The following is a 26,938-nucleotide window of genomic DNA, read 5'->3' on the forward strand; positions in this document are numbered from 1 at the left end:
AACGATAGTGGCCGCTACCGACCACCGTCGGCAGAGCACGAGACTTGCAGCAAATCGCGTGCAAAGAACCCGGCGCCACATGGAAGAGCTCCGCGCAGTTGCCGGGTCGGGGGTCTGGCAACTACGCGGAGCCGATCTGTCTATCGGAGCCGCGCCCGTGGCGTTACACATGCCGAACGTCAGCTGTCGGGGAAGACGCGGGACAATCGAGTCGACTCTCACCACACGGGCTCGGACGAACTAGGGAGATGGATGGCATGCAGCTGGGAATGATCGGACTAGGCCGGATGGGCGCCAATATCGTGCGCCGGATCGTCGAGGACGGGCACACGGCCGTCGGTTATGAACGCCAGCAGAAGCACATCGAAGAACTGAGCGGCGAGCTGGGCGACAGCTTCCAGGGCTCGACCGATCTGAAGGAATTCGTCTCGAAGCTGCAGACGCCCCGTGTGGTGTGGGTGATGATCCCGGCGGGCGCCACCGGCGCGGTGATCGACCAGCTGGCCGAGGTGCTCGAGCCCGGCGACATCATCATCGACGGCGGCAACAGCCGCTACCACGAGGACATCAAGCGGGCCGAGCAGCTGGCCCCGAAGGGCATCCACTACGTGGACATCGGCACCTCGGGCGGCGTCTTCGGCCGGACCCGCGGCTACTGCCTGATGATCGGCGGCGAGGCCGAGCAGGTGAAGTACCTCGATCCGCTGCTCAAGTCCATCGCGCCCGGCGTCGACGCCGCCGAGCGGACCCCCGGCCGCACGGGTGAGCCGTCGACCGCCGAGCAGGGCTATTTCCACTGCGGCAAGGCGGGCGCGGGGCACTTCGTGAAGATGGTGCACAACGGCATCGAGTACGGCGCGATGGCCGCCTACGCCGAGGGCCTGAACATCCTGCACAAGGCCAACTACGGCGCCGAGCACGACGGCGAGTTCTCCGCGGAGGAGACGCCGCTGGAGCACCCCGAGTACTACCAGTACGACATCGACATTCCGGAAGTGACCGAATTGTGGCGTCGCGGCTCGGTGGTCGCCTCGTGGTTGCTGGACCTCACTGCAGGCGCGCTGTACGCCGACCCGAACCTGGATTCGTTCGACGGCCGGGTCTCCGATTCCGGCGAAGGACGCTGGACCGTCGACGCCGCGATCGACACCGGCGTACCCGCGCCGGTGCTGTCGGCGGCGCTGTTCGCGCGGTTCTCCTCGCGTGGCGAGGCGCTGTACGCGGACAAGATGCTCTCGGCGATGCGCAAAGCATTCGGCGGGCACAACGAGCTGCCCGGTAAGTAGGACTATTCGAAGTTGCTGTCGAGCCAATCGATGGTCTGCATGCCGAAAAGGTCGGTGCCCCAGCCGTACATGTCGGTGAGCATTTTCAGCATGCTGCAGTCGGTGGGCTGATAGGTGATGTCGGTGCCCTGTGCGCGGTAGTTGTCGGCCAATTCCCTTGCGTCCCTGGCAGGCACCAGGGACATGAAGGAATCGTCTCGGGCGCAAGAAGTGATGAGGACCTTCGATTTCGGTGCACCGGCGCGGCCGAGCTCGTTGTCGTCGAAGGCGCGCTGGAACGCGGGTTCGTCGGCAGGGTTGAGGCCGGTGTTGAACAGGGCGCGCAGTGGCAGGAACGGCAGTGTGAAATAGGCGTCCTGGCATTGGGTTCGGTAGATGTTCGCGATCGCGAGTCCGGCCGGGTTGAGCTTGCTGTCCAAGGCCATTTCGGGATACATGGGTTCCAGGCCGAGCAGGGTGGCGAAGCCGAAACCGGCGCCGACCGAGCCGTCGGCGACCCGCAGGAAGTTCCGCTGGTTGACGACCATGCCTTCCAGCACTGTCGATTTCACGTCGAGCTCGGGTGCGTAGGCGGGCTGGAGCTCGGCCGAGAACGCCGCACCGACGCCGCCGCCCGCGATGCCGAACAGCGCTACCTGCGCCTTGGGATCCAGTCCCGCTTCGCGGAAATTCAACGCGGCACGGGCGCCGTCGAGTTGCGCGTGCGCGGCGAATTTTCCGGCGAAGACGCCGTGCGGGCGGCGGTCGGCGTCGTTGCCGACGTCGGAGATCATCACGGCGTGGCCCTTGCCGAACATCAGCGCCAGCGGGCCCAGTGCGGACCAGGACGCACCGTCGAGCGGATCTCCGCCGGTCCACTGGGTGCTCGGGTGGCACGACCAGCCGACGCTGTCGTTGGCCTCCTGATACGAGACCAGGTGTTTGGCCGAGGTCGGCGTTGCGTCGCGGGGAATCATCAGGATTCCGGTGCTGATCAGCGGGGTGACGCCGTCGATGCCGGTGGTGATGTACATCAGTTTGTATGCGTCGAGATCGGCCGGTTTGAGACCGGTGAAGAGCACGTCGACCTTCTTCGCCTTCAGTACCTGCCCCGGCCGCTCCGTCCCAGTCAGCGGTGGTTCTCGATAGAAGGGGTCGTCGGCCTGCAGTGCTTCGAAGATCTCCTGCGGCGAGCCGAGAGTACCGCCGCGGATCGCACCGACCGCGTAGCCGTTGAAGACCTCGCCGAGACCCGGGGTGCGCGGCGGAACCGGGTCCGCCGCAACGGTTCCCGCGCTAGCGAGAAGTGCCGCCGACGCGGTGAGGGCGACCAGTAGGTGTTTCATGTCAGCGCACCTCCGCAATCGGGGTCACCTGTATTTCGCGGGCTGCCGAATCCAGGAGCTGCGGGATGTTCAGCAGCGGCCGGTGCGATTCCATCTGCACGTCGTAGGGCGTGCGCATCACGGATTCCAATGCGGGCCAGTTGTATTCGACTTGGTACTTGTATTTCGGCAGCAGCTGGGAGGTGATGTAGTCCCAGCGGGCGTCGAGCACCGACCAATTCCAGTCCGGCAGTGGCAGGGTCAGCACTGCGGGCCTGCCGTCGGACATGGTGAAAGGTATTCGCACCGGGCGGAATTCGCGGGGCGGGGCAACACCGGCCACCGAGGGTGAGCCCGCCGCGCCGCTCACGTAGGTGATCGCCTCGCCGACCGGCCCCTTGTAGGCGCGGGCCTCGTCCCACTGGCTGCCGATCGCCCATTGCTGCTCCCTGCGCAGCAGAGTGCCGTTGCCCGTGGCGATTCGATTCGGGTCACCGGAGGCGACGTCACGCCACGCGTCCATGATGTCGGCGCCGAACAGTCCGGCCGCTTGGAATTCCTCCAGTGCCGGAAGGCCTTCGGTGACATAGGCGTCGTGCATCGGCATGAGGTCGGAGAAGATGTTCTTCTGCATCACCAGGATCAGCCCGATGAGGAAGCGCAGGTCCTCCGGTGTGATCAGCGGTCCGGCGGTGGCCAAGGCGAGCAGGCCCGGTGGAAGTTGGGCCACCGCTTGCGGTCCCGCGGCCTGGCTCACCGCGGCGAGTACGCCGCGCGCGGATTCGGACATGCCGGGCAGGCTGTAGAGCGTGGTCATCAGCTCGAAATCCTCCAGGCCGCCACCGAAATCGGCGCCGACCTGTCCGCCCATGCCCGCCCACTGCAGTTCGCGGTGTGCGAGTTGCAGGTCCTCGTAGTAGCGGTAGGACTTGATCAGGTTGTCGCGATTGGCCTGAACACCTGCGCGCGGATCCCACGACTTCAGATCGATGCCCGCGCGATTCGTCGCGTCCACCAGCCAGTATTGATAGAGCAGTGCGGCGTAACGGGTCGGTGCGATGCCTTGTCCGCGCGCCTCGTCCAGCAACCTGCGCAGGTGCGCCGCATCGTAGGGGAGTTCGGGATTCACTCCGCCGGGGCCGTTCGCCGCTTTGCGGTTCACCAGCGGCAGATCCAGGTAGCGGTCCACTTCGCCCGCTCCGGCGGCGGGTGCGGCGAAGGCGAGCGCGCATCCGATGACAGCGGCGAGCGCGACGGCAACCGCGCGTAACGAGATCCCCATACGCATCAAGCTGTTCAGCCTTCCTCGGCTTGGTTCGAATCGACGAGCTCGGAGCGAGGCGCTTACCTGACGGTTGCTATCTATCGAACGAAGCAGCCGACGAAGCGGAATCCAGCGGCCGGAGAACCGACCCAACAGCAGTGGAATGCACTGTAAACACAGAGTTCAGGCGAGTAGCAAGCCAGACGCGCTGGTCCGCAGCGAAAGATTTCACGCCAGGCCCGCGACTGATCGCCATATGGTTGCCATGAACGGCTGAGCGCTCATATGCCGAGCGCCTGCAGCGCCAGCTTCGCCACCGCCAATGGCCCGAAGAAGAGCAGATAGCCGAGTCCGTACACAAACGCCATGGTGATGTCGTCCCGTCAGTCGAAGGTGCTGTCGATCCAGTCGATGGTCTGCATGCCGAAAAGGTCGGTGCCCCAGCCGTAGAGGTCCGTGATCAGGCGCTGCATGCTGCAGTCGGAGGGCTGGTAGGTGACGTCCGTGCCGCGTGCGCGGTAGGTCTCGGCGAGTTCCCTCGCGTCGGCGGCGGGCACGAGGGACATCGGCGAATCGTCCGCGGCACACGAGGTGATGAGCACCTTGGCCTTCGGCGTGCCGGTGCGGCCGAGCACATTGTCGTCGTATGCCCGCTGGAAGTCGGGTTCGTCGGCCGGACTTCGCCCCGAGTTGAACAGCGTGTTCAGCGGGAAGAACGGCATGCCGAAGTAGGCGGGTGTCTGACACTGGGTGCGAAACAGGTTCGCGATACCGGCGCCGACGGGATTCATCTTGGCGTTCACCCGCATCTCCGGGTACCAGGGTTCCAACCCGAGCAGAGTCGCCAGCGCGAATCCGGAGCCCACCGAGCCGTCGGCGACACGCATGAAGTTCCGCGGTTTCACGACCATGCCTTCCAGCAGCGCCGATTTCACGTTCAGCTCGGGCGCGTAGCCGGGTTGCATCTCGGCCGCGAACGCCGCACCGACACCGCCGCCCGCGATGCCGAACAGCGCGATCTGCGCCTCCGGATTCAGTCCGGCTTCGCGGAAATTCACAGCGGCACGGGCGCCGTCCAATTGGGCATGGCCGGCGAATTTGCCCGCGAAGACGCCGTGTGGACGGCGGTCCCCGTCGTTGCCGACGTCGGAGATCATCACCGCGTGGCCCTTGCCGAACATCAGCGCCAGCGGGCCCAGCGCCGACCAGGACGAACCGTCGAGCGGATCACCGCCGGTCCACTGGGTGCTCGGGTGACACGACCAGCCGACGCTGTCGTTGGCCTCCTGGTAGGAGATGAGCGGCTTACTCGCGACCGGCTCGCCGTCGACGGGAATCATCAGAATGCCGGTGCTGATGATCGGAGTGACCCCGTCCAGGCCGGTGGTGACGTACATCAGCTTGTAGGCCAGCACATTCGGCGGCGTGCTGCCGAGGAACATGACGTCGGCCCTCTTGGATTTCAGCACAGTGCCCGGCTTTTCGGCGCCGGTCAGCGGTGGCTCCTGATAGAACGGGTCATCGGCCAGCAGCGCCTGGAACGATTGCATCGGATCGACCGGGTTCGCGCCCTGGATCGCGCCGACCACGAATCCGTTGAATACCCGGTCCAGCCCCGGCGTCTGGATCGGCGCGGGGTCGGCGGCAGCCAGCGCGGACCCCGCAAGGACGGTGAGCGCGGCAGCCAGCGCGACAATACGCATCAGTCGTTCCGCCTCCTTGTGACTGGTTCTTTTCCCGCCGATAGCTATGGCTCGAATGTGGCATGACCAGACGCGAAGGAGAGCGTTTCCGGCTCCCTGAGCCCCGACAGCCCAGCACGTGACCAGAACCTAAACATACAGTTCAACCGAGTGACAAGACCCGAATGCCGAGTCGGCGCACCGGAGATGGACTCGAGAAGCATGCAATTTGCCGAATAGTTGCTGCTCTCACGATCATTCGAGGAACTCGATAACATCGGTCGCGATCTCGCAGAAGTGGCGCGGGTCACAGTCGCCGGCGAGAACTACCCTACTTCCACCGTCTCAGACAGAATGGATCGAAGAACGGTGTCCGCGGACGGCGGCGCCCGCGGCCGCAGCTGATGGGGTGACTCCATGGTCGACAAACACATCGTCCGCAATGGCGACGTCGATATCGCGGTGTTCGAACAGGGCAATCCCACGGGGCCGACAGTGCTGTTACTGCACGGTTGGCCCGACACTCACCGGCTGTGGAACAACGTGGTTCCCGATCTTGCCGATCGCTTCCGGATATTGGGCGTCGACAACCGCGGCCACGGCGAGTCGACCAATCCGCCAGGCGCCATGGCGATTTCGGTGCAGGCGCTGGCCGAGGACTATGTCGCGGTGATCGAACAGCTCGGCAACGGCAAGCCGGTGCACGTGCTCGCGCACGACTGGGGCAGCGTCGCGATGTGGGAGGTCATCTGCCGCCCCGACGCGAAACGTCTTGTCGCGTCGTTCACTTCGGTTTCGGGCCCGAGCCTGGCGCATGCCGCCCGCTGGGCGCGCAACAGGCTGTCCCGCCCGACGCCGTGCAATATCGCGATGCCGCTGGCCCAGCTCGGGTCGTTCGCCTATTCGACCGTCTTCTCGCTGCCGCTACTGCCGAAAGCGGCGATCAAGCTCGCGGTCACCGAAGAGCGCTGGCGCAGCGGGCTTTCCGCGGCCGAGGGCGCGCCTGCGGATCGGATACATCTGGCACCGACGTTCAGGCAGGATATGGCGAACGGACTGCGCATCTACCGAGCCACCTGGGCGTCGAATCCGCTGCGGGCCCGCGACGAATACACCGCCATCCCGGTGCAGATCATCGTCGGGACCCGCGATCCCGCGGTGCGGCAGTCGAGTTATGCCGACGAGGCGCGCTGGGCCGACGAGGTGTGGTTGCGCGTGGTGAAAGGCGGGCACTGGCTGCCGTTTTCGCATCCGCGGCTGCTCGCCACCGCCACCGTCGAACTGATCGATGCGGCGATCGGCGAGGTGCCGTCCCGCGGCCTGCGCCGTGCGCGAATGGGCGTGCCGCGCAGGCGATTCGATGACCAGCTGGTGGTGATCACCGGCGGCGGCAGTGGTATCGGGCGGGCGACCGCGCTGGCATTCGCGCGGGCGGGCGCGGAGATCGTGGTGTCCGATATCGACGGAGTCGCGGCCGAGGCGACCGTCGCGCTCGTCGCCCAAGCCGGTGGCCGCGCGCACGCCTACGAACTGGATGTCGCCGACGAGGCGGCCATGCGCAAACATGCCGAGGGCGTCATCCTCGAACACGGCGTGCCCGATGTGCTGATCAACAACGCGGGTATCGGCCAGGCGGGCAAGTTCCTCGATACCTCGTCCGAGGACTTCCAGCGGGTGCTGAACGTCAACCTGAACGGCGTGGTCAACGGCTGCCGCGCCTTCGCGGGCGCGATGGCCGAACGCGGCCTCGGCGGGCACATCGTCAACCTGTCCAGCATGGCGGGCTACACCCCGCAGCAGGGTTTCTCCGCCTATTCCACAAGCAAGGCAGCGGTTTTCATGTTCTCCGACTGCCTGCGCGCCGAATTGGCCGGGCGCGGAATCGGTGTCAGCACGATCTGCCCAGGCATCGTGCACACCAACATCGTTCGCACCACCAGAATGTCCGGCGTCTCCCCCGAGGAAGAAGCCCGCCGCCAACAGCTCTACGACCGCCTCTACCGCCTACGCGGCTACGGCCCCGCCAAGGTCGCCGAGCAAATCGTGCGCGCCGTCGAAAAGAACAAACAGATAGTCCCGGTAACCCCCGAAGCCCGGCTGCAGTACACCTTCGGCCGCTTAGCACCCGGAGCAGTCCGCTTCGCCATCGCCCGAGGCAGTTTGATCCGCTGAGGGCTGGGTCCGCAACAAATCGGCAAAATTCTGCCGATTGGCGCGTTGGACCCACCGGATCCACCCACCGATCGGCCATATCGGCAAAATTCTGCCGATTGGCGCGTTGGACCCACCAGATCCACCCACCGATCGGCCATATCGGCAAGATTCTGCCGATATGGCCTGTCGTCCCGGTAAGCTCGACCGCACGACCCGGAAATCGGCAGAATCCTGCCGCTATGGGAGGCGCATGTCAGCGATCACCAGCATCGGTCAGGCGATCCGCACCGCGCGACGCAGGCATCGACTGACGCAGGAGCAGCTCGCGGAGCTCGCGGGCACCTCAACCCGGACGGTCCGTGAGATCGAACGCGGCAACGGCTCCACCAGCATCGGCACCGTCGCCGACGTTGCAGGCGTCGTCGGACTCACGCTGGGAGTTCTTGATTGACCAGCTTCGAAGACTTCCGGCATGTCACCCGCGCGGACGTCTACAAAGCCGGGCAGCTGGCCGCGACCCTCGCCCGTACCGCGGACAGCGGCACCGAATTCCGCTACCGGAGTGAATATCTGGCCGGACGCGGTGCACCGGTCGCGACAACACTGCCACTCGGAACGGATCCGATTCACAGTATCGCCGGCTCGATTCCACCGTTCTTCGAAGACTTGCTTCCCGAAGGGCACCGGCTCACCGTGTTGCGGCGCGCGGTCAAGACGAGCGTCGACGATGAACTGAGCCTGCTGCTCGCCGTCGGCGCGGACGCGCCTGGCGATGTGCAGGTCGTTCCAGCGAACCAGCCGCTGGTCGGCACCGCCGCACTGGTCGAGGGCGATTCACCGGGCGAACTCGACTTCGCCGCGCTCGTGGACGACGTCGACCCGCATGCGATTCCCGGAGTACAGCGAAAAGCGAGCGCGTCGATGATCAGCGTGCCGCTCTCGGCGCACTACGGCCCCTTCATCCTCGAGCTGTCGCAACCGGAGTATCCCTATCTCGTCGAGAACGAGGCCGTACACCTGACGGCCGCACGGCAACTCAAGCTGCCGGTCGCCGATGCGCAACTGGTCACCGACCGCAATGGCGAAACAGGTTTGCTGGTCGGTCGTTTCGACCGCGTGCGCATGAGCGCGCACCCGACGGCTTCGCGCACGCGATTGGACCGGGTTCGCCGCTGAGATCGGGCTACCTGAGCGGGCTGCCGCCTCGGCGAACGAGCTCGCTCTGCGCGCCTCGTCGGCTCTCAGTTACACGGAGCTTCCGTTCAGCGGAGCTCCCTTGCGGCACGCCGAACGCGAACTCCGTTTGCGGCGAACAGAACTCGGAAAACTTGCGTGAAACGACGGAAGGTGGCATTCGGGCGGGGGAACGGCCGAATGCCACCTTCTTGTCGGGCTACTTTCGCGGTTAACGCTCCAGGATCGCCACGACGCCTTGGCCACCGGCGGCACAGATGGAGATCAGGGCGCGGCCGGATCCCTTCTCCGCCAGCATCTTCGCGGTGGAGGCGACGATGCGGCCGCCGGTCGCGGCGAACGGATGGCCCGCGGCGAGCGACGAACCGTTGACGTTGAGCTTGCTGCGATCGATCGAGCCGAGCGCGCCGTCGAGGCCGAGCCGCTCTTTGCAGTACTGGTCCGACTCCCACGCCTGCAGGGTCGCGAGCACGACGGAGGCGAATGCCTCGTGGATCTCGTAGTAGTCGAAGTCCTGCAGGGTCAGGCCGTTTCGGGCCAGCATGCGCGGCACCGCGTAGGTCGGCGCCATCAGCAGGCCGTCGGGGCCGTGGATGTAATCGACCGCGGCGACCTCGCTGTCCACCAGGTGCGCGAGCACCGGCAGGTTGCGCTCGGCGGCCCATTCCTCGCTGGACAGCAGCACCGCGGAGGCGCCGTCGGTCAGCGGGGTGGAGTTGCCCGCGGTCATGGTGGCGTCGCCCGCCTTCACGCCGAAGACCGGCTTGAGGGTGGACAGCTTCTCAACGGTCGAGCCGGGACGCAGGTTGTCGTCGCGAGTCAGGCCGAGGAACGGGGTGATCAGGTCGTCGAAGAAACCGCGATCGTAGGCGGCCGCCATGTTCTTGTGCGACAGGTAGGCCAGCTCGTCCTGCGCCTCGCGGGCGACGCCGAATTCCTTGGCGGTGATCGCGGCGTGCTCACCCATGGACAGGCCGGTGCGCGGTTCGGCGTTGCGCGGGATCTCGATGCCGAGCATCGACGGGCGCAGCTGGCCGACCAGCTTGAGGCGGTCCTTGTTGGACTTGGCGCGGTTCGCGTCGAGCATCCACTCGCGCATGCCCTCGCTGACGCCGATCGGTGCGTCCGAGGTGGTGTCGGTACCGCCACCGACGCCCGCCTCGATGCGGCCTGCGGCGATCGCGTCGCCGACGGTCACGATCGCCTGAAGGCCGGTGCCGCAAGCCAATTGGAGGTCGTGGGCCGGGGTGTATGGGCTCAGCTTGCTGCCGAGCACGCTCTCGCGGATCATGCCGTGCTCGCCGACGCGCTTGAGGACGGCGCCGCCGACCACCATGCCGAGGCGCTCGCCCTGCAGGTTGAAGCGGCTGACGAGACCGTCGAGGGCGGCGGTGAACATATCCTGGTTGGACGCGTGCGCGTACGCCTTGTCGGAGCGAGCGAACGGAATCCGGTTGCCGCCCACGATCGCGACCGGGCGCGGGGTCTTCACGGTCTTGGCGGTGGTCTTCGCCGAACGGGCTTTGCTTGTCACTCGAGTCTCCAGGTCTCGTGAGGGGGTGTCCGGCGCCCCGGTGTCGGCGCGGAGGTCTCCACGCTGATCGGCGCCCCGTCGCGGTTGGTTTACTTTAAACTTACTCTGGAGTAAGTTTATTGTCGACACCGTACCCCGCAAATGTGTGCCACCAGACGACTGCCGGGGCGAGCCCAGACACCCGAAACTGCGACGTGAACCTCAGGCCAGGAGGAGGCAGCTTGCGTAACCACGCAGGGCCGGTGAACGTCGCCAATACAACACAGAAAAGGTAGGAACCGTGGCAGCCAGCAAGAGCAAGGGTGCTCCCAACCTCTACGGATCGTTCGTACACTCCGCGCCGGGCCAGTTCCTGGCGAGCAAGCTGGGATTGCCGCAGCCGGAGACCCTGCGTCGCTATGTGAAGGGCGAGCCGCCCCTGCCGGGGCCGGTACTGCTCGGCGGCAAAGGCCGGGTCGCCGAACCGGTGCGCGCCCTGCTGTCGGATTACACCTTCGCCGATGCGGCCGGCGCCGGAACCAAGTACGGCGCACTGGTGTTCGACGCGACCGGCATCGGCTCGATCGAAGACCTCTCGCAGCTGTTCGAGTTCTTCCAGCCCGCGATGCGCAGCATCACCCCGTCCGGTCGCGTCGTCGTCATCGGCACCACGCCGGAGTTGACGTCCGGCGTCGAGGAGCAGATCGCGCAGCGCGCGCTCGAGGGCTTCACCCGCAGCGTCGGCAAGGAGTTGCTGCGCGGCGCCACCGCTCAGCTGGTCTACCTCTCGCCGCAGGCGTCCGCGTCGGCGTCCGGCCTGGAATCCACGCTGCGCTTCCTGCTTTCGGGTAAGTCGGCCTTCGTCGACGGCCAGGTCATCCGGGTCGGCGCCGCCGATTCCGTGGCGCCGGCCAGCTGGGACAAGCCGCTCGACGGCAAGGTCGCCGTGGTCACCGGCGCCGCGCGCGGCATCGGCGCCACCATCGCCGAGGTGTTCGCCCGTGACGGCGCCACCGTCATCGTCGCCGACATCCCGGCCGCGGGCGAGGCGCTGTCGGCGACCGCGAACAAGGTCGGCGGCACCGCGCTCGCGCTCGACGTCACCGCGCCCGACGCCGCCGAGAAGCTCGCCGAATTCGCCACCGAGCGCTTCGGCGGCATCGATATCGTCGTGCACAACGCGGGCATCACCCGCGACAAGCTGCTCGCCAACATGGACGAGGGCCGCTGGAACTCGGTCATCGGCGTGAATCTCGCCGCGCCGCACCGCATCACCGAGGGCCTGGTGGCGCGTGGCGCGCTGAAGGAAGGCGGCCGGGTGATCGACGTTTCCTCGATCGCCGGTGTCGCGGGCAACCGCGGCCAGACCAACTACGGCACCTCCAAGGCCGGTGTCATCGGCATGGTGAACGCCGAGGCGCCGAAGCTGGCCGAGAAGGGCATCACCATCAACGCCGTCGCGCCCGGCTTCATCGAGACCGCGATGACCGCCGCCATCCCGCTCGGCACCCGCGAGGCAGGCCGCCTGCTCAGCTCGCTGCTGCAGGGCGGCCAGACCGTCGACGTCGCCGAGACCATCGCCTACTTCGCCAGCCCGGCGTCGAACGCGGTGAGCGGCAACGTGGTTCGCGTCTGCGGCCAGGCACTGATCGGAGCGTGATGACCCAGTTGATCACGCTCACCGAACCGCCGAAGAACAGCAGCCTGTTCGTCAAGGCCGCGCTCGCCGCGGTTCCGGTCCCGCTGCTTTCGGCGCGCAAGACAACGCTGCCCGATCGGGCCATCCAGCTCGACGGCCTGCGGGTCGACCCGGACCACCTGGCCGCCTACTGCCGGGCGACCGGGCTGCGCTTCGGCGACTCGCTGCCGCTGACCTACCCGTTCATCCTCAGCTTCCCGCTGGCCATGCAGCTGGTGGTGGCGCGCGACTTCCCGTTCGTCGCGGTGGGTGCGGTGCACGCGCAGAACGTCATCGAGCGCACGCGCGACATCTCGGTCAGCGAGCCGCTGGACTTCAAGACCCACATCGAGAACCTGCGCGAGCATCCGAAGGGACTGCTCGTCGACGCGATCACCGAGGTGAAGGTCGGGCGCGAGCTGGTGTGGCGGCAGGTCACCACGTTCCTGCACCAGCAGCGCACCTCGCTGTCGGGCGGGCCGAAGCCCGAGTCCAAGCCGGACGAGGTTCCGCCGCCGCCGTTGCGCACGCTGCGGGTGGATCAGAAGACGATCACCCGGTACGCCGCGGCCTCCGGTGATCACAACCCGATCCACACCTCGGCATTGGGTGCCAAGGCATTCGGCTTCGCCAAGCCCATCGCGCACGGCATGTGGTCGGCCGCGAACATCCTCGCCAACATCGAGGGCCGCGTCCCCGAAAAGACCACGTACACGGTCAAATTCGGCAAGCCGATCCTGTTGCCGTCCACGGTGAACGTGTACGCCGATCAGGTCGAGGGCGGCTGGGACCTGGCGCTGCGCAACCCGAAGAAGGGGTACCCGCACCTCACCGCCACCCTGCGCTGAGTCAGCTCGTAAGGCCAAGGGCCGCATCCGTGATTCGGATGCGGCCCTTGCTGTTCCGGCCCACTCAGTAGCCCGGGTCGACGGCTGTCAGGACCTCGAGGCGGGCGCGCAATTCGTCCACCTCGACGCGGCCGAACGCGGCCGCCGCGCCACTGTTGTCCGCGCCGCCGCGCGCCGCGCGTTCACACAGGTACTCCCGGATCACTCGAAGGATGTGCCGCGTGCCGAACCCCTCGGTGGCGAGCAGGTGCATCGTCTGGACGATATCGGTTTGCGGCACAAGAGCATCCATACCTGTGAGCGTGCCAGGCCCCACCGACAATCAGCCGCCCCGAAACGTATGGGCAGCTCAGCAGCCGCAGTCGCAACCGCAGCAATCACAGTCGCAGCAGTCACAGTCGTCGCAACCGCAATTGCAGCAGTCGCAGGGGTTGACGTGTTTGATCCAGGCGTCCTTGCGCTCGCCGGAGCATGGGTTGGTGTGATCGGCACAGCAGGCGTAGCCGGTGCAGTAGACGCCGAGGGTCAGGGCCAGCGCCTCCCCGATGCCGGGGCGCACGGGCGGGCGGTGGTCGGTGCCGGTGTCGTGCATGGTGTCCCGGGGCGCGATGCCGTCCCGAGCAGCGCTGCACGCGTGGACCGTTGCGCCGACCCCGCGGCCGAGGCGGCGGACCACCGCGCGCAGCGGGTCGAGCAGCATCCAGCGAACGACCGGGACGCGGTCGAGTCCGGCCTCGGCGATCGCCTTGCGCAGCTGTGCATCCGACTGCCGCAGCAGGTCGTATGCCTCCGGCATGCCGGTACCGGTGGCCGCGAGCGGGTTGAACCTGCCCCGCGCCATGTCGTCGTCGAAATCCTCGATGGCGTCGGCGAGGTGAGCGATCCGGCCGAACTGCCTGCCCGCATCCCGCAATGCGGTGAGATTCTCCGGCCGGCCCGCCAATATCGCGGTGTGCCCGAACAATTCGGCCGCACAGACTTGCGTGGGGGACGTCAGCTCGTCCAGGGAAACGAGGCCGCGGCCGCCGGTACCCGGCCGATCGGCGCGCAACTGCTGCTCGTCGGCAGAGACGGCAGCCTTCGAGCCGATCCGCGTCCGGGAAATCAGCTCGCCCAGATTGACGGATAGCGGAGCCAACGCTGCTGAGCGGACACTCTTCGCCTCGGCAGCACCGAAATCCCCTGTAGCCGCGTAAAAGTGTCCGCTCAGCAGAGACGAGTTCAGTACGTCGGCGCCCGTCGAGTACCCCCTGCCAGGTTGTGCGGCCAGCCCAGCGAGCTCGACGCGGCGCTCCAGGTCGGCTTGTGAATTTATCGCCGCGACAAGGGGTTCCACGTTCAGGCCGATGAGGTCGGCTTGGGCTTGCGCGCGGGCGGCCCAGCGGGTCGACACGCGCGACATGGGGTGGCGGGCGAGTGGTGAGGTGTCGCCGTCGTCGACGTGGTCGCGAATCTTGGCCGCGCCCAATAACAGTGATGCGGTGGCGGCCAGCAGCACGCCGGGGGAATCAGCGGCGGCGACGGTGGCGCGCCGCATGCCGCGCAGGGCGCAGCGGCCCGCTTCGGTGCGGGCCATCGGTTGTGCCAGTTGCGCTTCGGTGAGCATGCTCAAGACGATCGCGTCGGTATTGGTCGCGGCGCGGGCGAGTTGGCCGTGCCCGTCGCGCAAACCGAGGCAGAGCCCGCACATGTGGGTCCGCCACTCGTCGGCGTCGATTCCGTATTTCCCCGCGCCGTGCGCACACGGCCTGAGCAACCCGAACACTTCCACCCCGTTCCACCCCCGGCCGCCTGCGGCGCAACCGGTCCGTACTCGTTGATCTCCCGAACTCTGACAGTCCGTTAACGCAACAGCAAGCCCCGATCGCGGACGGCCACGGTGCGTGGGTGGAGCGGCGTGGCTCGGTGGGTTACTCCGCTTTCTTGCGTCCGGCCAGACCGCTCCAGGCTAGGTCGTCCAATAGGTCTACCGCCTCGCCGACTTCGATACGGCCGCCGGCGACCCGGTCGGCGATGGCCTCGCCCGCGCCGATGACGGCGACCGCGACGATGTCGAAGTTGGTGCCGGGCTCGGCGTGTTTGGCGCTGGACTCCAGGAGTTTGGCGGTCAGCTCGATCACGCGTTCGCGCGCGTTCTCGATCTCCGAGGCGAACGCTTGCTGACCGATCGCCTGACGGTAGAGCACCTGCCAGGACCGCCGGTTGCGATCGACGAAGCCGAGGAAGCCCTCCAATGCGGTGCGGACCTGCTCGTGCGGGCTCAGCAGCGGGTTGCCCGCCGGCGCCACCGACTCGATGAAGCGCAGTCCCTCGCGCTGAATGCAGGCGCGGAACAGCTCATCCTTGGAGCCGTAGTACAGGTACAGCATCGGCTTGGATATCTTCGCCTCCGCAGCGATCGCATCCATCGATGTATCGTGGAACCCCTTGCGCGAGAAGACCTCGACGGCCGCGTCGAGCATCTGCTGCTCGCGAACCGCACGAGGAAGTCGCTTCGTTCCGCCGGCCATCCACTCTCCTACCACATGGTGAAGCTTCTATATTACTCCAAGGTAAGTTCGGCGGGACGGATTTGCCAAGGAGTCGCCGATCAATCCGGGCTCAGCAGCGCAGCGGCACACCCTTGAAGTCGGCCATCCGCAGCACCGACGCGTTGACGTTGGCGATCGGCAGCCGACCGCTCGCGACGGCCTGTTCCAGCCGGTCGAGCACCTTTGTCACGGCATCCGTGGTGATCCACAGTGCATTGTCGGCGCCCGCGACCAGCGCGGCCTCGACCGCCTCCTCGATCGACATGCGGCTGGTGATAGCGGCCATGCCGCCCAGGTCGTCGGTGAAAATGGGACCTTGGAACGGCTGGGCGCCATAGCCCTTGCCCTCCCGCAGCAGCGCCATGGCCTGCGGCGAAATGCTGGTCGGCACATTCGGGGTGGTCAGGCCCGGCACATCGAGATGGCCGACCATCACGCCGGCGCCGGAACCGATCAGGTTGCGAAACGGCACCAGGTCGACCTTCTCCAGCTGCTCCAGCGGCGGCGTGCGGACCGCGCCGGTGTGCGAATCGCCCGAGCCGGAGCCGTGGCCGGGGAAATGCTTCATGACGGTGCCGACGCCGACCTCGCGCATGGCGCGGATGTAGGCGTCGGCATAGCGGGTGACCACGTCGGGGTCGGCGGAGAAGGAGCGGTCGCCGATGACCGAATCGTCGGGCTGGCTGCTCACGTCGACGTCGGGGGCGAAGTTGACGGTGACCCCGAGGTCCTTCAGCTTGCGGCCGCGGACCAGGGTGGCCTGGTAGAACTCGTCGGCGCTCATCGCCTGCACGGTCGCCCTGGCCGACGGCGCGACACCGATCAGGTCCTTCACCCGGGAGACCCGGCCGCCCTCCTCATCGATGGTCACCATGAGCGGGACCTTGGCCGCGGCCTTGACCTGATCGAGTTGTTTGCCGGTGAAGATCGCGCGATCGGTCCAGCCGCCGATGAAGACGCCGCCGACCTGTTCGGTCTTGACGATGTTCGCGGCGTCCGCGGTGCCGGTCACGCCGACCGTCAGCAGCTGCGCCAACTTCTGCCGGGTGGTGAACTGCCCGAGGTAGGTGGGGGCGCAATCGGCTTGCACCGGCGTTGTTCCCGGCGCCGCCGACGTCGACTCGGCCGCCCCGGCCTGTGAGGTCGGGGTGTCGTTGGTGCCGCCACCGGTGCAGGCGGTCGCGACCGCGGCGAACAGTGCGAGCAGGACGAGAGGCGTCTTCCGCATGGGACACCACCGTAGTGCGCCCGCCGAATACCGACACCCATGGGACCTCCCACCGCCGCAAACATCCCGATTCGCCACGTCGAGATCGGTGCGCAATGACCGCTTCGAGTCAACGGCTCGCCCCAGCCGAGCACGCGAATGATCGGCTACCCAACGCCGGACTGCCGCAATAGAGTTGACCGGCGCGCGAGTCATACCGAACCGTTCGAGCGCGGGCAGAATCACCCGGAGCGTAGGGCTAAGGCGTGGGTGCGGCGGGCCAGGGCGGTGATGCTGGTCCCGTCGTAGCCGAAGACGGCGGTGTGCAGGGTGTCGTGTAGCGGTTCGGTCCAGTGGCGTGGGATGGCGGTGGCGCCGTTGAGGATTCCGGCTACCGAGCCCGCTGTCGCGCCGTTCGAGTCGGTGTCACAGCCGGACTGGACGGTGCGGGCGATGGTGCGGGTGAAATCGCCTGCGCCCCAGAGCAGTCCCGCGGTGATCAGGCAGGCGTTGGGGATGGCGTGTACCCAGTTGTAGCGGTCGTGGCGCTGGTGGATGGCTTGCGTCGCTTGTTCCCAGCCGAGGCCGTCGCGGTGGTCCGCGAGCACCTCGGCGAGTGCGATAGCAAGCCGCGAGCGGGGCGGGATATGCCGGTGCGCGACTTCCAGTGCGGTGCGGGCATTTTCGGTGGTGAAGGCCGCGGATACCAGTGCGGCGGCCCACATCGCGGCGTAAATGCCGTTGGCGGTGTGCGAGAGGCGGGCGTCTCGGGCCGCGAGTTCAGCGGCGCGGGTCGGGTTGCCCGGGTTGGTGTAGCCGTAGATGTCGGCGCGGATGAGGGCGCCGATCCACTCGCGGTACGGATTTCGATGCAGGGCGGTGGCGGGCGGGCGCAGGCCGTTGATCAGATTGCGGTACGCGGCGCGCTCCGCCGTGTAGGTCTGGCGGAATGGCAGCAGTTCCAGCCACGCGGTGGCCACGTCGGAGGTGGTGAAGCCGAATCCGCGCCGCTCCAGCAGGTGCAATCCGAGCACGGTGTAGTCGACGTCGTCGTCGCGTGGGGATCCGTCTATGCATCCGCGCGCCGAGATCGGCCAGGTCGGATTCAGCGGGAATTCCTTCGACGGCGACAGCAGCGCAGGTACGTAGTCGACCAGTGGATAGGCGCCGGCGCGCTCGAGGTAGGCGCGAATCCGCTGCGGCGTCCAGACGAATCCGTTTTCCAACGGTTTACCCAGCGCGCACCCGACGCATCGACCGAGCCAGCCGCCGTGAATGCGATCGAAGAGTTCGTCGGCACCCGATGGAGACTGCGAAAGCGAACCGGATCTCGCTGAGCCGAAGGAGCGCGAATCATTCTGCGCCACTGTGGTATTCAGCCGCACCAGTCCAGTACCCGGCGGCGGGACATCCGGATTCGATGAGTATCGCTGCCGCGCTGGAATCGGCGGCAGCGCGGTCGGCGCTCCGCTCGACGGCGGGGGCCGGTGCCGACTCGCCCGGGACGATCCGTCTATCTCGGGTTCGTCGCAGCTCCATCCGGTGTGCCGTGGCGCGCGTTCGATGCGGTCGAGCAGGGCCAGGCAGGCGGCCGGGTCGGCGGATCTGGTTGCGGCGAGGCGGTGCACGTCGGCGCCGAATGCCTCGACGACATATCCCGATTCGAGTCGCTGCCGCCATTCGTAATAGAGCAGGGCGCGTGGATCGGCATCGAGGACACCGAACAGGGTCCCTTCGATCGCTTCGTTCATCGTGCCCCGGTTTCCGCTGGTCATCAGCCCCCGTGCGGCCGATTATCCGCGCGCGGCGCGACACGCGGGGCGCGTTGTCCGAGTAACCTTGGCAAGTAGCCATGAGACTCCCACAGGAGGTCGGCATGCCCTGCGATCTGATGCTCATTGCCTACGACGGGTCCGAGAACGCCAAGCGGGCCATCGAATACGCCGGGCGATTCCTCACCGCGAACAGAGCCGTCGTCCTCACCGCGTGGGAACCCATGGTGCGTCAAGCCGCCCGACTATCCGGGCTGTCCGGGGTGATGCAACCAGAATGGGTGCCCGACGAGGAGATCGAGGACGTCGCCTACGTCGACGCGCGCACCATCAATACCGAGGGCGTCCGGCTGGCCAAACTCGCGGGGCTCAATGCCGAGGCGCGCACCGCCGAATGCACGACGACGATCTGGAACGCCATCGTCGAATGCGCCGACGATCTGGACGTCGACATCATCGTCGCGGGCACCCGCGGCGCGACCGGCATCCGCGCCCTCCTGCACAGCAGCGTCGCCGACGCCGTCCTCAAGCACTGCCACCGCCCGGTCCTCCTGGTCCCACCCGGCAAACACCCCACCCACTAGTAATAGGCACTGGCTTTCCAGGCCCGGCCCGATCGTCGGGCGCAGTCAAATGGCCGTGCGACACGCCGTATTCGAGGACCATTCGACTGCGCTCGATATCTGCGAGGCGCTGAGTGCCGGCCGGAGGGCAGGATGAGACTTCGGTCGCTAGAGCGGGTTGGGGTGTTCGGGCGGGGCTAGGGTCGGGATATGTACGGATTTCTGCTCGCTCAGCCCGATGGTGTGCTGCGGGCTTCCGGGATTCGGGTTGCCTTCGATGACGCGCGGCGCGCCGCGGCGGCGGTGCGGGCGGGGACCGCGGAACTGATCGTCGGCGCGTTGCCGTTCGATCCGCGACTGCCGGCCGCGCTGTGCGTGCCGGAGCGGGCCGAGCACACCGCGGGGCCGTGGCGGCCCGCGGCGCTGCCCGAACTGCCCGCGGTGCGGGTGGTCACCGAAATACCAAGTCCCGCAGAACATATCGCGCGGGTGACGAAGCTGGTTGAGCAGCTCAACGACCTGGGGCAGCCGCTGCGCAAGGTGGTCGCGGCCCGGTCGGTGCTCGCCGAGGCGGACAGCGCGCTCGATCCCGAGCTGACCGCGGCGTACCTGCTCACCCGCCACCCCAACGCGAACGTCTTCGCCGTCGATCTGACACCGGCGGGCAGGCCGGGCGCGACCCTGGTCGGCGCCACGCCCGAGGTACTCGTCGCTCGGCACGGCGACACTGTGACGCTGCGGCCGCTCGCTGGCACCCTGCCGCGCATCGCCGATCCGGCGGCCGACGCCGCGCAGGCGCGAGAACTGTTGGCCAGCAGTAAGAATCGTGACGAGCACGCCTTCGTCATCGAATGGATCCGCGACCAGCTCGGCCCGGTCTGCGACGATCTGGTGATCCCGCCCGGCCCAGAGCTGATCAGCACCAACGAGGTCTGGCATCTGGCCACCCCGATCACCGGACGCCTGCGCGATCCCGCGACCACCGCACTCGACCTGGCCCTGCTGCTGCATCCGACACCGGCGGTCTGCGGCACCCCGACCGAGCTCGCGCTCGACGCCATCAGCCATATGGAAGAGGCCCGTGGCTTCTACGGCGGTGCCGTCGGCTGGTGCGATGCGGCGGGCGACGGCGCCTGGGTGGTGGCGATCCGCAGCGCCGAACTGTCCGCGGACGGCCGTTCGATTCGCGCCTTCGGCGGCGGCGGCATCGTCGCGGCCTCCGACCCGCAGGCCGAACTCGACGAAACCACCGCCAAACTCCGCACCCTCCTCGGCGCACTGCACTGCGCGATCCCCGCACACGGCTGACCCCCGCTCCCGACACCGCTATCGATATGCCCCGCGGAGGCGCCGGGGCCGAAGTCAACGCAGCATCCTGTCCGGTGTGCACGCGGGCCGCTCGTGGCGTCGGTATGGGCGGCGCCACTCATCATGACGCCAGGGCATGATGCGGTCCGCGCGGTCGGCCCGGTTGTCGATGTGAACGGCGAATCTGTGGGCTGAACGCACGCGGATCGCGCGGGGGCTGCTAGGTTGACCCGGAATGTGCCTTGCGTCGATGTATTGGAGTGCGCGATGAAGTTTGCTGTTCCCGCTGCCGCGAGTGCGGTCGTCGGCGTTGTGCTCGGCGCTGTCGTCGTGTTCGGCATCACGCTGGCGGCGCAGCAGAACTCCGTGCCGAGCGTCGACCGCAGCGGTGACAAGGACTCCTCGCTACTCAACAACGTTGAGTACGGCAGTCGCTGATCCGCTGACCTCGGACTCCTCCGCCGACTCGCTCGGCTCCTCTGCCACGGCTCCGCTGTATTCAATTGGCGGTACTCGCGGTGCCCTGCGTGGTGACGCTTCGCTGCCGCCTCCGGGCCCGTCGCGAGCACCGCTGGGCAGACGCTGGTTCGTCGGCACCGTTGTCGCGGCGCTGCTGCTGACCTTTCCGCAGTCGCCCGGACGTACGGTCGCCGATACCAAATATGACCTGGCGCAGAATCCGCTGGGTTTTCTCGACCGCGCCGCACACCTGTGGAGCAGCCAAGCCCCGATGGGGCAGGTGCAGAACCAGGCGTACGGATACTTCTTCCCGCACGGCGCGTTCTTCTCCGCCGGGCATCTGCTCGGTGTGCCCGCGTGGGTGACGCAGCGGATCTGGTGGGCGCTGCTGCTGCTCGCCGGATTCTGGGGCATCATCCGGCTCTGCCAGACACTCGGCATCGGCACCCGCGGCTCCCGCATCATCGCGGCCGCGGCATTCGCCCTGTCCCCGCGTGTATTGACCACCCTCGGCTCGATCTCCTCGGAGACGCTGCCGATGATGCTGGCCCCCTGGGTGCTGCTGGCGCCAGCCGCCCTCGGCGTCGCCTACCGCAAACACCGCACCAGTACTGGGCCACCCCCGGGCAATTCACCTGTCGATCCTGACCGGCATTCCCGCGCGTCCGGCCTGCTGCAACGGATTCGGGAGTCGGGTGGGGCGGCCACGCCCGCGGGCAGTGCGCTGGCGCTGGCGTTGATGGGGTCGGTCAATGCGGTGGCGACCGTTGCGGCGTTTCTGCCCGCGCTGCTGTGGTGGGGGTCGTATCGGCCGGACGCGCGGTGGTGGCGGTTCACCAGGGCGTGGGTTCCGTTGCTGGTGCTCGCCGTTTTCTGGTGGGCGGTGCCGCTGCTGCTGCTCGGCAAGGTGAGCCCGCCGTTCCTCGACTACATCGAATCGTCGGGGGTGACGACGCAGTGGGCCTCGCTGGCCGAGGTGCTGCGCGGCACCGACAGCTGGACGCCGTTCGTCTCACCCGAGCGGATCGCGGGCGCGGTACTGGTCACCCAGCCCGCGGCGGTGCTGGCGACCGGGCTGCTCGCCGCGGCGGGCATGGCGGGACTCGCGATGCGGTCCATGCCGTTTCGCGGGCGGCTCGCGCTGATCCTGTGCGTCGGGCTGATCGGGATCTGCGCGGGCTACGCGGGTCAGCTGGGCGGGCCGTTCGCCGAATCGGTGCGCATCTTCCTCGATTCCGGTGGCGCGCCGCTGCGCAACGTGCACAAGCTGGAGCCGCTGATCCGAATTCCGCTGGTACTCGGGCTCGCTCACCTACTGAGCCGGGTGCCGCTGCCCGCGTCGGTGCCGATGCGGGTGTGGCGCAACGCCTTCGCACATCCCGAACGCGATCGATCGGTGGCCGTCGCCGCGCTGATCCTGACCGCGCTCGCACTGTCCACCTCGCTGGCCTGGACCGGCAAGCTCGCGCCGCGCGGCGCCTACGACGGGGTACCCGCCTACTGGCAGCAGACCGCGGACTGGCTGGCGCACAACGCCGCCGACACTCGCGCGCTGATCGTGCCCGGCGCACCCTTCGGCAGCCAGGTGTGGGGCCTGACCCGCGACGAACCCATGCAGGCGCTGGCGAGCACACCGTGGGCGGTCCGCGACGCGGTCCCGCTGAACCCGCCGGGCACGATTCGCGCGATGGATTCGGTGCAGCGCCTCATCGCCGACGGCAGGCCGTCCGACGGGCTGGCCGCGACGCTGGCTGGGCAGGGCATCGGAATCCTGGTGCTGCGCAACGATCTCGATCCGGACACCTCGCGCTCGACCCGGCCGATGCTCGCGCACCAGGCCATCGATGGCTCGCCGGGACTGCGCAAGGTCGCCGAGTTCGGTGATCCGATTCAGCCCGCCGTCCTCGCGGACGACCTCGTCGCGGACGGTGACCTTCGGCCCGCATATCCCGCGATCGAGATCTACCGGGTCGATGTGCGGCCGCCGGGAACCGCTGCCGAAGTGCGCAGCGGCAGTGGCGCTCCCGATTCGTTCCCCGGCGCCTACACCGTTCCGCTCGCCGACGTTCCCGTGGTGCAGGGCGGGCCCGAGTCGCTGGAACGGCTGCACCGCGACAACGCGATGTCTTCCGCGCCTTCCTTGCTCGCCGCCGACGCGACCAGGGCCGGGCTGACGATCGGGCCGGTGGTCGTCACCGATACGCCGATGGACCGCGAAGCCGACTTCGGCCGGGTGGACAACCACAACTCGGCACTGCGCGCACCCGACGACGCCCGCCGCACCCACAACCTGGTCCCCGACTATCCGGTGCCCGGCGCCGAACTGGTGCGCGGCGAATGGTCCGGTGCGACGCTCACCGCGTCCAGCTCGGCCGCCGACGCGACCCAGCTCGGCGGCGCGGCACCTGGCAGTTCCACCGCGGCCGCCGTGGACGGCGATCCGTCGACGGCGTGGATCAGCAACGGCGCCGAACGCGCACTGGGCCAATGGCTTCGGCTCGATCTGGACCGGCCGATCAGCGCCGGGCTGCTGCGCCTGACCACCAGCGCGGCCGCGATCGGCGATCCGGTGAAGTGGGTCGCGGTCAGCACCGAGAACGGCACGGTATCCGCGCGAATCACCGAACCCGGTGCGCCGGTGTCCATTTCGCTGCCGCCGGGGAGGACCGGCTGGCTGAAGATCACCGCATCGCGCACCGAGGACGGCACCAGGGGTGGGCAATTCGGCATCAGCGAGCTCGCGCTGGACGACTACTCCGACCGGAACGCACCGGTCCGCGTCGATATCCGGCATCGGACGGTGCTACCGCCGACACCGCAGGGTGTGCAGGTCCGCGCTTGGGACCTCGGACAGGAATTCCCCGGGCGCAGTGCGTGTTTCGACGCGCCGGACCGGGTGCGGTGCAGTAAGGGACTCGCGCTCGCGCCCGAAGAGCCCGGCACGTTCGAGCGCACGCTGTCGGCGCCGGAACCGACGACGGTCATGCCCGAACTCACCGTCCGCACCAGGCAGGGCCCTGCGCTGGAGGCGCTGCTCACCGACCACAGCAGGCCCGTCGCCCGCGGCCAGGCCGACGTCGGCGATCTGCGCGGCGCCGCGTTCGCCGCGACCGACGGCGATCCGCGCACCAGTTGGACGGCACCGGAGAATTCGGTGCGCCGAGTGGCAGGCGGCAAACCGACACTCACCATCGAGTTGCCCGCGCCGACGCTGGTGACGGGGCTCGAGCTGACGACGTCGCTCGGCGGGCTGCCCGCGTCGCCGACCTCGGTGGCGGTCAACCTCGGCAACGGCCCACAGGTGCGCGAACTCGGCGACCACGAACGGGGTCGTCCGGTCCGAATCTCGTTGTACCCCACGGTGACCGACCGGATCGAACTCAGCATGCAGACCTGGGAGCCTGTCCTCGACCGCACCGCACTCGGTTTCGTCCTCACCCAGCCTCCCGGCCTCGCCGAGGTGAACGTGCTCGGCCCGGACTATCCCGAGCCGGCACCGCTGTCCCGGGAGATCACCATCCCGTGCGCCGAGGGCCCGGTGATCGCGCTCGGCGGTCGCACACTGCGCACCACGGTCACCGCCACCGCGGGCGAACTCCGCTCCGGTGCACCGATCCGCGCCCGGGTCTGCACCGATCCAGAAGCCCCCCAAGACAATTCCCTCCCCACCCTCGACATCCCGCAGGGCCGGGCCGACGTCACCGTCGCCCCCACCGACCTCTTCTCCGTCGACCGCCTCCGCCTGAACCGCACCAGCGGGGACACCTCCGACACCGACCCCCGCCCTGACGCAGCACCTCGATCCACCACCGAACCAGGCACCGCACCCGAATCCGGAGCCCCGCGACCGAGCACCACCCGCCTGCTGGTTCTCCCCCTGAGCACCAACGTCGGCTGGCAGGCCCACGACGCCGAGGGCCACCTGCTCACCCCGATCGTCGTCGACGGCTGGCAACAGGCATGGGTGCTCCCACCCGACGCCGGCGGCCCGGTGACCATCTCCTTCCCCACCGACCGCTGGTACCGCCTCGGCATCTTCGGCGGCCTCCTCCTCCTTATCCCTTTGGCAGCACTTGCCATCCCCTGGCGTCGGCGCACGAAAACCCCTGAGCACCCTGCGGATTCCGCAGGTGATATGAACGCAGCCAGCACTGCCGACCGAGCTGTCGCCGATACGCCCGCCACCGACACCGTGACGACGACAGACGAAACATCACTGCTCACGACACACTCAACTGACCCCACCGCAGCGCGTAGCACATCGGCATCGGCTCGCACCCTCCCCGACCGTCAGCCGACGGCTACCCAGCCGGATGTCACTCCGAGGACGTGGGGCACCCGCCTCATCGGCATCATCGGACTGACAGCCGCCACCACGCTCATCGCGGGCCCGGTCGGCACCGTGCTCACACTGGCAGGCGCGGCCGCGGCCAGGTTCGCGCCACACATCGCACCAAAAGCCTTGGTAATCCTGGCAGGCATCGGCGCCTTCCTATCGGCTGCGGCCCTGTCCACCGGCCCGTGGCGCGCCCCCGGCGGCTACATGGGCGGCTCCCTCTGGGCCCAACTCCCCGCACTGATCGCCGTCATCGCCGTCGGCATCGCCGCCCTCCCCGCACGCAGAAATCGACCGGCGGGCGCCCCTGCCCCGGCGAGCGACTCCGCCACCGCGCCCCGCTCCTGAACTGCCGCGCACCGATTGCGCCGCCACGCACGACATCTCGCCATAATCAGCGCGCGGCGGCACAGCGAGTGCGCCGCCCCGCAGTACTGAACCCGCGCACAGGAACTGAACCGCAGCGGCAAGTCGCGACAGCGCTCTGACTGCCTGGCTGCGCGCCGATTACGGTGCCGCGCACCAATTTTCGCGATAGTCAGTGCGCGGCCGCACGAAAGGTGCGCGGCGTATCCGCCACCCGGTCCGTTCGGGGATGCGCGGGTCAGATGTGCGATTCGGGCGGGCCGGGCGCCGCGATCGGCGCGTTGTCCGCACTGATCGACGACTTCGCGCGGTCGCGGGAGCGGGCGTAGCGGCGGATGGGTTCTTCGATGAGGGCGTAGCTGGCGGCGGCCAGCGGGAGGGTGATGGCGAGGGTGAGGATCAGGACGTAGGCGAAGTTGCCGCGGAAGGGGAGGATGCCGAAGACCGGGAAGACGATCGACAGCACGGCGAGGTGCCAGAGGAAGATGCCGTAGGACCAGCGGCCGATGGTCGCGGCCACCCGGGATTCCAGCCAGCGGTGCGGCGGGTTGTCGGTGCGCAGCACGAGCGGTGCGAGCAGGCAGAACCCGATGATCGCGCCGAGACCGATCTTCGCCGCGTACTGCCACGGCTCGGCACGGTCCAAGCCGCCGGGCCCGCCGAGTTCGGTGGCCGACAACAGGAATGCGGCGAGCGCGACGCCCCACATCAGCGGCTGGTTTCCGGCGACTCGCCGCCATCGTGATAGCAGATGGCTATTGTCGACCAGCTCCGCGAGCAGCATGCCCGCCGCGAACCACGGCAGATATCCGGGCAGCCAATTGTCGGCATGGATCGCGTCCGGAGTCGGCACCGGAAGGAAATTCCAGCCGAGACACAGCAAACCGAACGCCAGGATCACCGGCGCCCGCCAGCGCGCCGCACGGCCCCGCAGTCGAACCACCGCGAAGGCCAGGATCGGCAGCACCAGATAAAAAGCGACCTCGACCGAAAGGCTCCACATCTGGGTCAGCCCGTCGGTGAGCGTCAGCGGCACGAACACCTGCAACAGACCGAGATTCGCCAGCCACACCCGCACGCCCGCGGTGCCTGCCGCACTCGGCAGCAGCACGAGCACCACGCACACCACCGCCCAGTACGCGGGCAGGATGCGCGCCGCGCGATGGCGCAGGTAGTAGCCGACGGACGGCGCCGAACCGAACCCGCGCGCGGCCGTCGCGTGCGGGCGCCACAGCAGAAATCCCGACAGCGCGAAGAACACCGCGACCGCCATATCGAACCGATTCCAGATCCGCCCGAACACCGGCGTACCGGATGCTCCGGTCTGAAAAGCGACATGGGTGAGCATGACGCCGAGTGCCGCCATGCCGCGCATCCCCTCTAATGCGGAGACGAATCCACGCGGCCGGGCGGGCGCGGACGGTCGCGCGGGCAGGGTGGCGGTCATGGGGCTCCAGTCTGCCCGGCCGATAC

Annotated in this window: 20 protein-coding genes; 10 read left to right on the forward strand and 10 right to left on the reverse strand. The window is 68.0% G+C overall.

The genetic code is table 11. The features are described 5' to 3' along the window. Positions 1–257 precede the first annotated feature (257 nt). A complete protein-coding gene (gene gnd / locus ACIG5A_RS21255) occupies positions 258–1,286 on the forward strand; it encodes a phosphogluconate dehydrogenase (NAD(+)-dependent, decarboxylating) (protein ID WP_397242503.1) in 1,029 nt (342 codons plus the stop codon). A gap of 2 nt (positions 1,287–1,288) precedes the next feature. On the opposite strand, the gene ACIG5A_RS21260 is transcribed toward gnd, so the two are convergent. The 3 genes from ACIG5A_RS21260 to ACIG5A_RS21270 form a co-directional block, all read right to left on the reverse strand. Further along, entirely contained in the window at positions 1,289–2,611 is a 1,323-nt protein-coding gene (locus tag ACIG5A_RS21260; RefSeq protein WP_397242505.1) for a lipase family protein, read from the reverse strand. A gap of 1 nt (position 2,612) precedes the next feature. Continuing rightward, entirely contained in the window at positions 2,613–3,878 is a 1,266-nt protein-coding gene (locus ACIG5A_RS21265) for a hypothetical protein (protein WP_397242507.1), read from the reverse strand. Between the two features lie 359 nt (positions 3,879–4,237). Next, positions 4,238–5,557 (reverse strand): lipase family protein, encoded by a 1,320-nt coding sequence (locus ACIG5A_RS21270; protein WP_397242509.1) that lies wholly within the window; start codon positions 5,555–5,557, stop codon positions 4,238–4,240. A gap of 396 nt (positions 5,558–5,953) precedes the next feature. Between ACIG5A_RS21270 and ACIG5A_RS21275 the strand changes: the two genes are divergently transcribed. The 3 genes from ACIG5A_RS21275 (at position 5,954) to ACIG5A_RS21285 (ending at position 8,866) form a co-directional block, all read left to right on the forward strand. Further along, on the forward strand, positions 5,954–7,708 hold the full coding sequence (locus tag ACIG5A_RS21275) for an SDR family oxidoreductase (RefSeq protein WP_397242511.1): 1,755 nt from the start codon (positions 5,954–5,956) through the stop codon (positions 7,706–7,708). A 232-nt stretch (positions 7,709–7,940) separates the two neighbouring features. Next, positions 7,941–8,141, forward strand: a complete 201-nt coding sequence (locus tag ACIG5A_RS21280) for a helix-turn-helix transcriptional regulator (RefSeq protein ID WP_397242513.1) — start codon at positions 7,941–7,943, stop codon at positions 8,139–8,141. Next, the gene (locus ACIG5A_RS21285; RefSeq protein ID WP_397242515.1) at positions 8,138–8,866 is read left to right on the forward strand and encodes a type II toxin-antitoxin system HipA family toxin; all 729 of its coding nucleotides are present in this window, start codon (positions 8,138–8,140) and stop codon (positions 8,864–8,866) included. The genes ACIG5A_RS21280 and ACIG5A_RS21285 overlap by 4 nt, the downstream gene beginning before the upstream one ends. 229 nt (positions 8,867–9,095) lie before the next feature. Here the strand turns inward: ACIG5A_RS21285 and ACIG5A_RS21290 are convergent, their stop codons facing one another. After that, entirely contained in the window at positions 9,096–10,418 is a 1,323-nt protein-coding gene (locus ACIG5A_RS21290; protein WP_397242517.1) for an acetyl-CoA C-acetyltransferase, read from the reverse strand. A gap of 280 nt (positions 10,419–10,698) precedes the next feature. On the opposite strand from ACIG5A_RS21290, the gene ACIG5A_RS21295 reads away from it, so the two are divergent. Both ACIG5A_RS21295 and ACIG5A_RS21300 read left to right on the forward strand, forming a co-directional pair. Further along, the gene (locus tag ACIG5A_RS21295; protein WP_397242519.1) at positions 10,699–12,057 is read left to right on the forward strand and encodes a 3-oxoacyl-ACP reductase; all 1,359 of its coding nucleotides are present in this window, start codon (positions 10,699–10,701) and stop codon (positions 12,055–12,057) included. Continuing rightward, complete coding sequence (locus ACIG5A_RS21300; RefSeq protein ID WP_397242521.1) at positions 12,057–12,923, forward strand: MaoC family dehydratase; 867 nt, start codon at positions 12,057–12,059, stop codon at positions 12,921–12,923. Before ACIG5A_RS21295 ends, ACIG5A_RS21300 begins: the two co-directional genes overlap by 1 nt. A gap of 64 nt (positions 12,924–12,987) precedes the next feature. On the opposite strand, the gene ACIG5A_RS21305 is transcribed toward ACIG5A_RS21300, so the two are convergent. The 5 genes from ACIG5A_RS21305 to ACIG5A_RS21325 form a co-directional block, all read right to left on the reverse strand. After that, the gene (locus ACIG5A_RS21305; RefSeq protein WP_397242523.1) at positions 12,988–13,215 is read right to left on the reverse strand and encodes a hypothetical protein; all 228 of its coding nucleotides are present in this window, start codon (positions 13,213–13,215) and stop codon (positions 12,988–12,990) included. A gap of 57 nt (positions 13,216–13,272) precedes the next feature. Continuing rightward, positions 13,273–14,694 carry a DUF5685 family protein gene (locus tag ACIG5A_RS21310; protein WP_397242525.1) on the reverse strand — a complete coding sequence of 474 codons (1,422 nt, stop codon included), beginning with the start codon at positions 14,692–14,694 and terminating at the stop codon, positions 13,273–13,275. 139 nt (positions 14,695–14,833) lie between these two features. Beyond that, positions 14,834–15,433 carry a TetR/AcrR family transcriptional regulator gene (locus ACIG5A_RS21315; RefSeq protein WP_397242527.1) on the reverse strand — a complete coding sequence of 200 codons (600 nt, stop codon included), beginning with the start codon at positions 15,431–15,433 and terminating at the stop codon, positions 14,834–14,836. A gap of 91 nt (positions 15,434–15,524) precedes the next feature. Continuing rightward, positions 15,525–16,682 carry a glycoside hydrolase family 3 N-terminal domain-containing protein gene (locus ACIG5A_RS21320; RefSeq protein WP_397242529.1) on the reverse strand — a complete coding sequence of 386 codons (1,158 nt, stop codon included), beginning with the start codon at positions 16,680–16,682 and terminating at the stop codon, positions 15,525–15,527. A 221-nt stretch (positions 16,683–16,903) separates the two neighbouring features. Then, positions 16,904–18,412 carry an ADP-ribosylglycohydrolase family protein gene (locus ACIG5A_RS21325; RefSeq protein ID WP_397242531.1) on the reverse strand — a complete coding sequence of 503 codons (1,509 nt, stop codon included), beginning with the start codon at positions 18,410–18,412 and terminating at the stop codon, positions 16,904–16,906. A gap of 125 nt (positions 18,413–18,537) precedes the next feature. On the opposite strand from ACIG5A_RS21325, the gene ACIG5A_RS21330 reads away from it, so the two are divergent. The 4 genes from ACIG5A_RS21330 to ACIG5A_RS21345 all read left to right on the forward strand — a co-directional run bounded on the left by ACIG5A_RS21330 (position 18,538) and on the right by ACIG5A_RS21345 (position 25,447). Then, on the forward strand, positions 18,538–19,017 hold the full coding sequence (locus tag ACIG5A_RS21330) for a universal stress protein (RefSeq protein WP_397242533.1): 480 nt from the start codon (positions 18,538–18,540) through the stop codon (positions 19,015–19,017). Positions 19,018–19,206: 189 nt separating this feature from the next. Continuing rightward, positions 19,207–20,304: an isochorismate synthase MenF gene (locus ACIG5A_RS21335; RefSeq protein ID WP_397242535.1), complete on the forward strand. Its 1,098-nt coding sequence runs from the start codon at positions 19,207–19,209 to the stop codon at positions 20,302–20,304. Between the two features lie 267 nt (positions 20,305–20,571). Beyond that, a complete protein-coding gene (locus tag ACIG5A_RS21340; RefSeq protein ID WP_397242537.1) occupies positions 20,572–20,742 on the forward strand; it encodes a DUF2613 domain-containing protein in 171 nt (56 codons plus the stop codon). Positions 20,743–20,845: 103 nt separating this feature from the next. Continuing rightward, positions 20,846–25,447 carry an alpha-(1->3)-arabinofuranosyltransferase gene (locus tag ACIG5A_RS21345; RefSeq protein WP_397243932.1) on the forward strand — a complete coding sequence of 1,534 codons (4,602 nt, stop codon included), beginning with the start codon at positions 20,846–20,848 and terminating at the stop codon, positions 25,445–25,447. A 256-nt stretch (positions 25,448–25,703) separates the two neighbouring features. Here ACIG5A_RS21345 and ACIG5A_RS21350 read toward each other — a convergent pair whose 3' ends face one another. Next, positions 25,704–26,912 (reverse strand): acyltransferase family protein, encoded by a 1,209-nt coding sequence (locus ACIG5A_RS21350; protein ID WP_397242539.1) that lies wholly within the window; start codon positions 26,910–26,912, stop codon positions 25,704–25,706. Between the last annotated feature and the right edge of the window lie 26 nt (positions 26,913–26,938).

Origin of the sequence: Nocardia sp. NPDC052566 (assembly GCF_044547285.1) — a bacterium.
In the GTDB taxonomy this organism is placed as follows: Bacteria; Actinomycetota; Actinomycetes; order Mycobacteriales; family Mycobacteriaceae; genus Nocardia.